Consider the following 12,871-nt stretch of genomic DNA (forward strand, 5'->3'; position numbering starts at 1 on the left):
ATGAATGTAAATTTATCCTATCAGATTAATCTCAATAGGCTTATCTATAAGTTCATAGGAGGCAGTTTTTCCCTTAAACCTACACTTCCCGTTTACAATCAAGGTTTCCCACTGTGTAGTAACATTCCGCACACCAATCGGATAAATAGTTACTTTGTTTTTAGACACATGAATTCGTAAGAAGTTTTTGTATCCTTCGTACCGAAAAGATGAAAATGCCTCGTTGTAATGAATATGAAAGAAATAGGTACTACAAAAAAGATAACAACCCATCAGAAACGAGCCTAAAAAACCTGCAACTCCTACTAACTCAACAATCAACAAGGCTAGTAAGGTTACATTAATTCCAAAGTCACTGGTATGTTTATTAGCCAGATTTTTTTCTATCTGACTGACGTCCTGTCCCAGCAACCAATAGTTGAATCGGCTCAGTCCCCATAAAAAGAAGAAAAGAAGCAATACCTGTAAAATCCCATGAATAGCACCGGCAAATTTAAAATGGTTTTTCTTTCCCTTCTCTCCTGTCTGATTGTCTGCAAATCCAATAAATCCACTGACCAGAATAATGACCAGAATAACAGCCATAGGACTATGTTGTAAAAAATTGGCAGTATTACGCACAAAGTCTTTTACTGTATAAGACCCAGCTAGCTGACTGATTAGTGATCGATCACCTACAGGTACGGAGCTTTGTAGCATCCAAACAATAATCAGAAAGAGAGTTCCCAGTACTATTCCAAATCCTGGATTTAGAAATGGAAAGAGAAAATTCTTAAAAGCCAGCATATGGGATTCATCTTTATTTGGGAAACGAGCCTGTAACCCTAATTCTTCTGTAATGCCATTGGCATTTAATCCTGTAAGCTTTTCTTTTAAAAAATGTGTAGGATGCAAAAAAGCCCCACCTCCTCCTGCTGTGATATTGTGAATTACCGATTTTATCTTTCCATTTGTACGTACACCTGTATAATGTGAATAATGATGCAGGTCTCCTGTAAGAGTAGCGATTAAAGAAAGACCTTGTTCATCAATACACTTCTTCTGAAAATAAGTCAGTCGTTCGTAGGAGTAATCTGTCAGGTGATGTGTATGAAAGACCCAGGATGGCTCTGCGGTACAAAGAATTACTCTATCACCTTCTTTCATCTTTTCAGGGCATTTTAACCCCTGAAAATAGCTAAGTTGTGGTTGATCAATCTCTGAATTGAGTTGGACATCCAATCCCCATAACCACACATTCTCAGTTAACTTTATAGCAAAATAACTTCGACTCTGGCGTGTATGCAATCTCCCCCATTTTCGTCCCTGTGTAAATAGTTTCAGAAATGTACCCAGGCCATCATACCAGTCATGGTTACCAGGTATAGCATACAAATAAGTCTTTTCGGCTTCTGCCTCATCGCATCTTTCAGGAAACGCAGCTTCGTATAGGTACTTGGTACGTCTGTTATATTCGTCCAGACTAGGTGTAGGATATACTTCGTCTCCACCCATTATGATAATTTTTGCGGAGGGTAATGCCGTAGTGACTCCATTTGCATGTACCATCAGCTTTTCCTGAGCCAGCAAATCAGCCATGGTATAGGTAGAGTTGAATCCATCTCCCAGATCTGAAATATAATCTATCCATATCTCATCTGGAGCCCGATCTATATGATTTCGGTTATCATCTGTCAGATCCAGTGCTGCCTGAATCTCACGCCGGTCCGAATAATTGCCAAAAACTCCGGAGATTACACTTCTTAATCCGGTAAGTGCCAACTGCTTGACATCATACCATTTTACCATAGATTGTTGCTGAAAGCCTTTTTTCTTCATTGTATTCAGGTATAAGGGCAATAATTGGATATTCTCCAAAAAAATAGCAGGCTCGTATATAAAAAACAAGCCTGCTCACTCTTTATGCAATCTATTTTCTTATATCAATACCAATCAGACATTATTGCTGCTTTTTCTCTCCTATATATCGTTCCATAAACTCATAAATACGTAACATGCGATCAATCCGCTGACGTACATTGCCTGAGCGACTCAACTCATGGGTTGCTCCTGGCATACGTACATACTCAACTTCTCTTCCCAATATTTTTAAGCTTTTATATAACATTTCGCTCTGAATCACACCTGTCCGCAAGTCATTTTCGCCATGTTTGATCAATAAAGGGGTTTTAATGTTAGTTACGAATGTCAAAGGAGAGTTATCATCCAGCACTTTCTGCGCTTCCCACGGATAGCCAAAATAGTTTGGAGTTAGACGCCATGCATTTCCTTCTCCCATAAAGGTAGTTAGGTCATACACTCCCCGTTGGGCAAAGGCTGCTTTAAACCGATTATCATGTCCTACAATCCAGGCAGTAAGATAACCCGCATACGACCCGCCTGTAATTACCTGTCTGGTAGTATCTACCCAGGATTCTTTAGCAGTTGCAGTTGTAGCAGCCAATACATCACTGGCAGGTCCTGTTCCCCAATCACGGTAGTTAGCTTTCATGAAATCCAGTCCGTATCCACCGGAACCTCTTGGGTTAGCATACACAATACCATATCCCTTTGAACAAAAATACTGAAACTCATGCCACATACTTTGCTCTCCAGGTCCCCACATAGCTGTAGGGCCACCATGCATCTCCAGTAATAAAGGATATTTCTTTCCGTTCTCTACAAAGGTGGGCTTCATGATCCAATATTCAATGGTTTGTCCTTTGTCATTAGTGAGAGTATGCTTTTCAGGAAGGCTTAGTCTTTTATTTTTTAGCCAGGAGACATTCAAATCGGTAAGAAGCTTTGCAGATTTAAGAGAAGCATCCGCCAGATATACTTCAGAAGGATTTACTATTTCTGTCCGGGCATACACAATCTTGTTTTTTGCAATATCAAAGTCTGTGATACCTGTGGTATAATCGGACAACTGGTCAATCTTCTTTGTTTTCAGATCATATCGATATACAGGTTGTCCACCATTAGATTGTGCAGAAAAGTATAAAAACTTATTGTCTGAGCTAAACTTCAGATTACCTGCATTCCGGTCAAATGTAATACTTGTACTAGTTGTATTGCTGCCCCCAAAGGGTATAAAAGTAAGTACAGGAATAGTCAATCCTTCAGATGCAGAAACTTGAAAAGCCAGAGTTTTTCCATCAACAGAAAGTACAGGCCCAGTATATCGTTTCCCTTTCTCACCCAGTAGAAGCTTATAATTACTACCATCTGCATTCATTACAAAAATACGGCTATCCAGATCTCTGTCGGGATGTTGTTCTGTACCACTTCCATTAGCTATGTAGATGATCTGTTTGCCATCCGGAGTCCAGTTGGCCTGCCCAAATGAGTAAAAGCCTTTTGTCAGAGGGATTAGCGTTGCATTTTCCTTTACCATTACTACAGCCAGGTGATTAAAGTTTAGTTCAGGCTCTGTAGTAGATTCTCCCTGGAAAGTAAGACGGTTAATTACTTTCGCTTTTTTATCTTCTATATCCTTATTCAGATACGCTCTGATCTCTTCCAGTGAACCATCCGGATTAGGCTTAGCCTGATCTTTCAGTTTGACAAATTCATTATGCGCAAATCCTGGTTTCTCGAGGCTCCAGGAAGGAGGCTGCTTGGTTGGATTAAACAAACTATCTTTCAGCAATTCCCCAAATGGCAATGAAACAGCCACTAGAATCTGTTTCCCATCAGGTGCCCATTGAGGGTTGGAGATAGAATATTTGGATTGGGTTAACTGAAAAGCTTCTCCTCCCTCTAGCGGCAATACAAATACTTGTCCTTTTCCTTTTACAGTTCTTACAAAGGCGATTTTCTTTCCATCAGGAGACCATACAGGCTGACGGATACTTTCACCACGAGTCATCTGTTGCGTATTTGTGTTCAGATCTGTCAGGAAGAGCTGAGTATTGTACTTATATTCATCTTTATTATCTGCATCTGGTTCAATAGATGTCACAGTATATACTGCTCTATTCCCATCAGGAGATAATGCAATATTTCCAGCCTGTTTGATTTTTAAAAGATCTGTTACAAGAACTTTTTCTGTTCCGTTCTGAGCCAGAAGAAGTACAAGATGAAACGTACAGATAATAGTCAGAAAGAGTCTCTTCATACATATGGTTTGTTTAGGTTATTGAATAGAACTATTTATTGCCTGCAACTTTGCTGGAACATATAAGGGTATTCAGATTGCTAAAAATACGTACAAAAACCTATCTGTCAATTCAAATAACAACATCTTCTGTAAGGATCTGTCTATCAATGTAGAGGATTTTTGCCCAGACTATGTATGATTTTCTACAAAATCCGGCTATAAAGGAAACATAACCTGCCAAAACGAGTCAAAAAGCCCTTTTTAGGTAATGGCAGGGAATTTTATCTATCTAGTACAGAAACAAGTTATTCACTATAAACATCTATCAACTATGCTACGTTGGACATTAATTTTCTTAGTAGTTGCCCTAGTGGCGGCATTATTTGGCTTTGGAGGTATCGCTGCAGGCGCTGCTAGCATCGCAAAAGTTATATTCTATATATTCCTGATTGCCTTAGTTATTTCTTTGGTAATGAGTATGCTCCGTCGAGCCTGACAAAATTGTTATACATCTGATAGACCCCGTAAGGTCTATCAGAACTTACTAATCTAAAACAGATTCAAAATGATTAAACTATTTACTATATAAGATTCCTCTATATAGTCCCATCTATATATCCTCGATGCACAGTAACACAGGTTGTTACTGTGCTTATTTGTTTTATCCCTATTCAGCTTATATACAAAATAATCCTGCCACTATATAGACAATGCTATCCCACAAAAGAAAAAGGATTGACATGTCTGTCAATCCTTTTTCTGTAAAACCATTATCACAGTATTCTAATCTTTGATATCTTCTTTTACTTCTTCAAAAGAAGAACGTACGTCAGCTTTGAACTTCTGCCAGTTAGACTTAGTCTGTTTACCAACATCTGATAAGTAGTTATTCATACGGTCTCTGGATTTCTCCAATTTCTTTACTTGTTCGTCCAGATTGTCTTTGGCATCACCTGAAGCGTCTTTTGCTTCGGCTCTGAGCTTATCCAATCTTGTATCAAGTTTATCCAGACCTTGCTGAATTTCCAGTTTCAAATCTGCTCTTTCTTTATCCAGTTCTGCATCCGCTTTATCAGCAGCTTGTTCTACTTTATTACCAGAACTGCTCATATTACGATTTGAAGAACAAGCACCGGCTATCAATCCTAGTGATACCAGAGCTATACCTAATGAAAGTTTATACTTTTTCATAGTTTTTACTATTAAGCTGTAGGTTGCATCTTTTGTAAAAAAATACTTTCTACAAAACGATACACATTACGGTCTTTACGAATTGAATCAATTTGCTTTAAAATTACCTTCCGGAAATTACCACGCACACCACTGTTGGCAGCAACTTTCAGATAGGCATCAATCATAACTTCTTCCAGCAGGTTCCATGTCTGTAACAGACCTGCCATGTTATTCTGTTGCAGATACTGACCAGCATCAGACCATATGTTTTCAATACGTTTTATCACCTTCTCAGTTATCATGTCTGAACTCTTACCTGAGAACAAAGTTAACTCTGTACGAAAACGACGTGAACTGGTAGCCATCCGCTGAAAAAAAGTCTTCATCAGAGAGTCATCTGTAGTAGCTGCGATTTTAGTATATAGTGCAGCTCTGATCTTGTGCAGATCCATAACTTCTGTTAAAGGTGTTAAAGTATGGTCAGTAGTTTCTGATGAAGGAACGGAAGAGGTCAGATTCATGGTTTCCATAAGTTGATAAGTTTGTTTTTGAATAATTGACTTATAAGTGATTTGTTTAGGTACAGGGTTCTATACGAAAATCATACCATATTCGAAAATACAGCCTACCATCGTCCTTACTGACATTTATAATCTTTCAGAAAACACAATTACAAGTATATATTCTATTGGTAAAGCATTGGCTTAGAAACATAACTTCATAAATAGAAAAACATTTCACAATACAACCGTCTGTTAATCAAAGAATTGACAATGTAATAAAAGAATCACACAGATAAAGCTTTTTATTTTTTTCTTCAAACGAAAGAGAAAGAAGTCCTATTCCTGCCCTCTGAATCTGTAGAACACTTTCCACAAATTACTGACAAGCAGACAGCTATATTGATAAATTCCCCATATCAAGTCTCCCTCTTCTGGCTTCTTATCTATTAGAATCAGGATTTGCAATGAGCATGCTTTTTTCTATTCTCAAAACAAAGCCTACCTACACTTCAATCAGCGTAAAACCCAGGCATTTTATCAACCATCAGAACAATGAATAACCTTATTACTTAAACAGTTACTGACAATATGACAAAAGCAAAAACATCTACCCACCCAAGTATACAGGTAGCCGGCATGGGCTCTATAGTACATAGTAAAGGAACCTATTTCAGAGTATGGGCTCCACATGCTGAAAAAGTGTATGTAACAGGTACATTCAACAAATGGGCTAAAACCAAAAATGAACTACAACCCGAAGAAAATGGCTATTGGGGATGTAATGTAGAGAATGCACAGGCAGGACATGAATACAAATACATTATCCATACAATGGATGGCCGTAAGTTATCCAGAAATGACCCGTATGCACGGGTAGTAACTAACTCCGTTGGCAATTCAGTCATCTATGATGCGCATTCGTTTGATTGGGAAGATGATGCCTACCAAATGCCAAGCTGGAACGAACTGGTGATCTATGAACTCCATATTGGTACATTCAATGTAACAGAAGAAGGCAAACCAGGGGATTTTTATTCTGCTATTGATCGGTTGCCCTACTTGAGAGCACTAGGAGTTAATGCAGTTGAAATTATGCCCCCTTTTGAGTTTGCAGGGGATTACTCCTGGGGATACAACCCCGCACATCCATTTGCTATTGAGTCAGCTTATGGCGGTCCGGATGCCTTTAAGGCATTTGTCAAAGCCTGTCATAAAAACAATATAGCTGTCATACTGGATGTAGTGTATAACCACTTCGGACCTAGCGATATGGACTTGTGGCAGTTTGACGGCTGGAGCGAAAATAACAAAGGAGGGATTTATTTTTATAATGACTGGAAGTCAACTACTCCCTGGGGAGATACACGTCCGGATTATGGCAGAGGGGAAGTGCGGCAATATATTCGGGACAATGCCTTGATGTGGCTTGAAGAATATCGTTGTGATGGACTTCGTATGGATATGATCCCTTACATCCGCAATGTCCATGCAAACGAAAACCCTGCAGATAACTTGCAAGACGGATTCAGCCTTTTACAATGGATTAACCGGGAAATCTCAGAAAAATATCCCAACAAGCTTACCATCGCCGAAGATTTACATGGAAATGACTTTGTAACAGCAAAAGTGCAGGATGGAGGTTGTGGGTATGGCTCCCAATGGGATGCCGATTTTGTACACCCAATCCGGGATGTTATTATCACTATGCATGACGATGACAGAAATATGGATGCAGTTACCCATGCACTGACACGGCGTTACAACCTGGATTCATTTGGTCGGGTAGTCTACACAGAATCTCATGATGAAGTAGCGAATGGCAAAGCACGTGTAGCAGAAGAAATATCTCCCGGTAACGTGAATAATTATTACTCCAAAAAACGGGCAGCATTAGGTGTTGCGATGGTGTTAACAGCTCCGGGCATTCCGATGTTATTTCAGGGACAACCCTTACTCGAAGATAAATGGTTTTCAGATACAGATCCGGTGGACTGGAACCGTTTCTCTGATGTAAAAGGTATCATCAAATTACATCGTGACCTAATCTATTTACGTACCAATCGTCATGAGACTACCAAAGGCCTGATGGGTCAGCACATACACATTATGTATGTAAATCATGAAGATAAAATAGTAGCCTACCATCGTTGGATGGAAGGTGGTCCAAAAGATAGTGTGGTTGTAGTGTTGAATTTCAGAGACCAGGAACACACACACTATACTATTCCAATGCCTTCCAAAGGAAAATGGAAGGTGCGTTTTAACAGCGATTGGGGTGGTTATGATGATGAGTTTACAGATCATCCTGTGTATGACACAGTTGCCAAAGCGGATCAAAATGGTGCTTTTGCGACAGTATCTATTGCTCCTTATGGTGCAATAATTCTTTCTCAGGATTAAAGTAAAAGCTTGGTCTACAAACAAAAACGGCTTCAGAATTCTGAAGCCGTTTTTGTTTGTAAGTCTTGCAAGAAAGGTATTTTACAATCTGTGCACTTGCTAAATAGCAATTTGATAATATATTACTTTATCTGTAATCTTTTGCAGACTATGCAACGCTGGAATAATCTCATCCAGTTCAGAGACAGCCCTGTTTCCTGTCTCAGTAGTTGTATGAGCTTCTCCAATAAGGGCAGCAACTCACTAATTTTTACAGGCGTCAGATCGCGTGGCACCTCCATTTCTTCTTCTTCGTCCCAATCGTAAGCCTGTTCCGGATGAAGCAACTCTTGTTCTTGAGAAGTAAAGGTCCCTTTTATATCTGTGTGCTTTTCAACTAAAGAAATGGAACCTTATTATGTAGAGTCTATCCTTCTTAGAAAAATAATCCCTCTTATGTTAAGAAATTTTTCCAAGGAAAACTAAACCCATTATAAGCCTAGCCCATTGTAGGGTATAGGACAAATAATGAGTTAGTACAATTTGTTGAATTACGTTAAGACTTTACAGTTGCTTGCTTTGGAAAGGTAGATTGTTGTCTAACAGCAACCTTTACTAGCAGGATTAGTACTGGTACTTCAATGAGTGGTCCGATCACAGCTGCAAAGGCTATTCCTGAATCAATACCAAATACAGCAATCGCAACGGCAATACCTAATTCAAAATTATTTCCAGCAGCTGTAAACGCCAGCGATGTAGATTTAGCGTAGTCAGCACCTGCCTTTTTCGCCAGATAAAAAGCTGAAAAGAACATAATCACAAAATAGGCAATCAAAGGCAGAGCAATTCTGAATACATCTAATGGAATCTGTACAATCAAATTGCCTTTATAACTAAACATGACTACAATGGTAAATAATAATGCTACCAGCGTGATTGGGCTGATTTTAGGAATAAAAACAGTATTATACCATTCTTTTCCTTTAGCTTTCACTAATACATAACGGGTAATCATTCCTGCCATGAAAGGTATACCCAGATAGATAAATACACTTTCAGCAATTTGTCCAATACTGATATTTACTTCCACTCCTTTCACCCCAAACAAAGGAGGCAATACAGTCACAAAGATATAGGCATACACACTATAAAACAGCACCTGAAAGATACTATTAAAAGCAACCAACCCAGCTACATATTCATTGTCTCCCTTCGCCAGATCATTCCAGACAATTACCATCGCAATACAACGGGCAATACCAATCATAATCAATCCTATCATATAATCAGGTTTATCAGGTAACAGTAGCAAGGCAAGACCAAACATGAGCACTGGACCAATGATCCAGTTTTGAACCAAAGACAAAACTAATACTTTGGTATTTTTAAAGACATTGCCCAATTCTTCATACTTAACTTTTGCTAAAGGTGGATACATCATTAGTATCAAACCAATAGCTAATGGAATATTAGTAGTACCGACCTGAAATTGATTAATAAAGTTGGGAGTTTCTGGAATGAAATAACCAATAGCGACTCCTAAAGCCATTGCCAGAAAAATCCATAGGGTAAGATAACGATCTAAAAAAGAAAGTTGTTTGACTTTTTGAATAGGTGTTAAGCTCATATAATCTAAATAAAACAGATATTTAATTGCCCATTGATGGTTCCAGCAAGTGTTAGAACCATCAATGGGTAAAATTTGTCCATTAAAATGAAATCAGATTAGCAGCAACCTGAACCAGGTTCACAACAAGGAACTGGTTTCTCTCCATATACTGTAATGCTGTAAATTCCTCTCTTACCCGTTTTGTATTCTTCTATTTCAACAGGTGATAAGTACTGATTTAATACCTGATCTGGTAAGTTAATTCGTCTTTGTTTCTGGATCTGAATGTTCTGAAACCCTACAACTTCAATTAACTGCATGTAGTCTTCTTTCTGGATAGCTCCAGCTACGCACCCTGCATACATTTCAGCATCTTTACGCAATCCTTCAGGTAAGGAACCTTCCAATACGATATCAGACACAGAAAAATGTCCACCCGGTTTAAGTATCCGCAACGTTTCTACCAATGCTTTCAATTTGTTGGGCACTAGATTCAGTACGCAATTACTTACTACTACATCGGCTGTATTTGCAGATAAAGGCATTTTCTCAATGTCGCCCTGACGAAACTCTACATTATTGAAGCCTAGTTTATCAGCATTCTCACGGGCTTTTTCTATCATTCGTTCGGTAAAGTCAATCCCTAGTACTTTACCTTTTTCGCCTACAATAGAACGAGCTACAAACGCATCATTACCGGCCCCACTACCTAAATCTACTACGGTATTCCCTTCTTTAATGTGGGCGTATTCGGTAGGCAAGCCACAGCCTAACCCTAAATCTGCATCAGCGACATATCCTTGTAGTTCCTGATAACTTTCTGCCATAACAGCACTATCAATAGTACAGCAGCCAGTAGCAGTTGAAGATGTAGCACTACCACAACAGGACGATTCATTAAGTTCTTTTGACTGATCTGCAATCTGCGTGTATTTTTCACGAACCAATTGTTTTAGCGTCTCTGCTGAAGCAAGATCTTCCACATTGTTTACTAAGGTTTCCATGATCGTAGTTAGTTTTAGGTGAAATGAATAATAAAAGTTTTATAGTTGTAGTAAAAGGTAATTGGTAAATACATAGTCAAGACGGAGGCACTTTCAAAAAGATGCAGACTTTTTTGTATTTATTTTAACATTGCAATATTACGATGAATACAACGCTAAAAAAGCCCCTTCATCAGGGGAATGGACTCGTTATGCTAGTTGAGCTTTGACCTCAGCAAATACCCAGAACAATTCTTTTGCAATTAGCCGACTAGCTGCATTATATCCTTGTGCTTCCTGAGCTGTACCATCCCCGTTTTTTGGATCTGTATAAGGTAATGAAATTCGTTTGTCAGCACCTGGAATAAAAGGACATGCTTCATCTGCCTGACCACAAACCATAATAGCAGCAAAGTTAGATTCAGGATTAGCCTTATCATCATATACCTTCGAGAACATCTGTAGAACAGGTTCTTTCTCACTATATCGAACACTATACAAAGGATTGGTAGCATGCTGGTCATCAGTAATCTGAAAGCCTGTATGTTTCAAAGACTCAACCGCCCGATAATTAAACGCAGTAGCTTCTGTGCCACCTGAAAAAGTTTGTATGCCACTAATACCATAATAAGCAGCTGCCACACGTGCCCATACCTGCCCAAACTGGCTACGTCGTGAATTGTGTGTACAAATAAAGTTCAGATTTACTCCTTGGCTAGCTTTTGTATTTTCAACAATGAAATTGACCAGTAGAGTAAGTGTTTCTTTTCTTTCAGCTGAAATAGTAGAAAATTCTTCCGGCAGTGAATCGGCATAGGATTGTAATGCAGGGAAAAGAGTAGATACAGAGGTATCCAGAGTCATAACAAAATGGATTTAGTGAGAAAATATTAACAACAGGATGTCTTATTCGTATATGAAGCAAATAAAGTGGTCGCTAATTCTTTAACTTCATTCCAAGTCTGTTCATTGATACAATAACAGACACTAGTTCCTTCTATCTCTCCTTTAATCAACCCTACACTTTTCAGTTCTTTCAGATGTTGAGAAACTGTAGGCTGAGATAAAGGCAACTCTTCTACAATATCCCCACAGATACACGCATTTTTTTCAATAAGAACCTGAAGAATAGCTACACGTGCCGGATGGGCTAAGGCTTTGAAAACCGAAGCTAGTTTGTTTTGCCGCTCTGTGAAAGATTCTGTTTTGGTAAGGCCCATATAACATTAATTGTTTTATTGCAATATTACGATAAATAAAATCAAGACTCAATAACTTTGTGAAATAAAAGAGCTCAGCTAAAAACTGAGCTTTTAAGTACAGATAAATCTATTCCTAAGAATCAACTGCAGGTAATTAAGAATATTGCGTTGTCGTGTCTCATAGGTATCGACAGTTGCCTTTTCTTTCCTGTTTCGATCTTAACGTTCAATGAGTTCCTTTAGAGAAAGAGGTGCTGTGTTTTTTTCAGGTACATTTCCCGGATGGCAATGGCTTTCGGTGTCTTTCCTTCTTTAAGTAGTTCATTGTAGCATTGCTTAATGTCAGTACGCATTAGGATCAGACGTTCATCATCTGCCATCGCTTCTTCTGTCCCCGACATTATCAGCTGCGATTTGCTATTCCAGTACTCACGTAACACCTTTATAAATGAGCTAAAGTCCTCAGACTTCAGACCGCTATGAGTAATACTCACATATACACTAACAGAGATTTTTTTAGTTTGGTTTTTACGCACTACAAAAAGGATTTCTATCTTTTCTCTTTTTTAAGCATAAAAATGAGATTTTTAAAGTAAAACATCGTGCAATCTATACTCGAATTTCTATATAAAATATCCAACCATGAAAATTACATGTATATACATACAAAATACAATTTTTGGCTACAGCAAAGTTGTGGTATATTCGAATTAGATAAAGTATATATAATGCAAAAAGGCATCTCTCGATGCCTTTTCCTGCGTTGAAAACAGTATTTCTTGTTTTTTGTAGTCCATACGGGAATCGAACCCGTGTTTCATCCGTGAAAGGGATGCGTCCTAACCCCTAGACGAATAGACCGTTGTTCCTTAATCGGGGTGCAAATGTATGTAAATATTTTTAAAATCACATACATTTGACAAAAAATATTTTCACAAAAA

General features: G+C 38.5%; 11 protein-coding genes and 1 tRNA gene. 2 read left to right on the plus strand and 10 right to left on the minus strand.

All coding sequences use genetic code 11. The features are described 5' to 3' along the window. Nucleotides 1-12: 12 nt before the first annotated feature. Both QNI22_RS22280 and QNI22_RS22285 read right to left on the minus strand, forming a co-directional pair. Nucleotides 13-1,818 carry a metallophosphoesterase gene (locus tag QNI22_RS22280; RefSeq protein ID WP_314514054.1) on the minus strand — a complete coding sequence of 602 codons (1,806 nt, stop codon included), beginning with the start codon at nt 1,816-1,818 and terminating at the stop codon, nt 13-15. A gap of 121 nt (nt 1,819-1,939) precedes the next feature. Further along, a complete protein-coding gene (locus QNI22_RS22285) occupies nt 1,940-4,099 on the minus strand; it encodes a S9 family peptidase (RefSeq protein WP_314514055.1) in 2,160 nt (719 codons plus the stop codon). Nucleotides 4,100-4,412: 313 nt separating this feature from the next. On the opposite strand from QNI22_RS22285, the gene QNI22_RS22290 reads away from it, so the two are divergent. Continuing rightward, entirely contained in the window at nt 4,413-4,577 is a 165-nt protein-coding gene (locus QNI22_RS22290) for a DUF1328 domain-containing protein (RefSeq protein WP_314514233.1), read from the plus strand. Nucleotides 4,578-4,864: 287 nt separating this feature from the next. On the opposite strand, the gene QNI22_RS22295 is transcribed toward QNI22_RS22290, so the two are convergent. Further along, a complete protein-coding gene (locus QNI22_RS22295) occupies nt 4,865-5,272 on the minus strand; it encodes a sll1863 family stress response protein (RefSeq protein ID WP_313985390.1) in 408 nt (135 codons plus the stop codon). Nucleotides 5,273-5,283: 11 nt separating this feature from the next. Next, a complete protein-coding gene (locus tag QNI22_RS22300; RefSeq protein ID WP_313985387.1) occupies nt 5,284-5,784 on the minus strand; it encodes a hypothetical protein in 501 nt (166 codons plus the stop codon). A 561-nt stretch (nt 5,785-6,345) separates the two neighbouring features. On the opposite strand from QNI22_RS22300, the gene QNI22_RS22305 reads away from it, so the two are divergent. Further along, complete coding sequence (locus QNI22_RS22305) at nt 6,346-8,157, plus strand: alpha-amylase family glycosyl hydrolase (RefSeq protein WP_314514056.1); 1,812 nt, start codon at nt 6,346-6,348, stop codon at nt 8,155-8,157. 535 nt (nt 8,158-8,692) lie between these two features. Here QNI22_RS22305 and arsB read toward each other — a convergent pair. From arsB to QNI22_RS22335, 6 genes are all read right to left on the minus strand, one after another. After that, nucleotides 8,693-9,763 (minus strand): ACR3 family arsenite efflux transporter, encoded by a 1,071-nt coding sequence (gene arsB, locus QNI22_RS22310; protein WP_314514057.1) that lies wholly within the window; start codon nt 9,761-9,763, stop codon nt 8,693-8,695. A gap of 98 nt (nt 9,764-9,861) precedes the next feature. Next, nucleotides 9,862-10,749, minus strand: a complete 888-nt coding sequence (locus QNI22_RS22315) for an arsenite methyltransferase (RefSeq protein WP_314514058.1) — start codon at nt 10,747-10,749, stop codon at nt 9,862-9,864. A 189-nt stretch (nt 10,750-10,938) separates the two neighbouring features. Then, nucleotides 10,939-11,592, minus strand: a complete 654-nt coding sequence (locus QNI22_RS22320; RefSeq protein ID WP_314514059.1) for a low molecular weight phosphatase family protein — start codon at nt 11,590-11,592, stop codon at nt 10,939-10,941. Nucleotides 11,593-11,618: 26 nt separating this feature from the next. Beyond that, entirely contained in the window at nt 11,619-11,948 is a 330-nt protein-coding gene (locus QNI22_RS22325; RefSeq protein ID WP_314514060.1) for an ArsR/SmtB family transcription factor, read from the minus strand. A 221-nt stretch (nt 11,949-12,169) separates the two neighbouring features. After that, nucleotides 12,170-12,466, minus strand: a complete 297-nt coding sequence (locus QNI22_RS22330; RefSeq protein ID WP_314514061.1) for a hypothetical protein — start codon at nt 12,464-12,466, stop codon at nt 12,170-12,172. Nucleotides 12,467-12,719: 253 nt separating this feature from the next. After that, nucleotides 12,720-12,791: transfer RNA gene (locus tag QNI22_RS22335), tRNA-Glu, on the minus strand. Between the last annotated feature and the right edge of the window lie 80 nt (nt 12,792-12,871).

The organism is Xanthocytophaga agilis, from assembly GCF_030068605.1.
Taxonomy (GTDB): domain Bacteria; phylum Bacteroidota; class Bacteroidia; order Cytophagales; family 172606-1; genus Xanthocytophaga; species Xanthocytophaga agilis.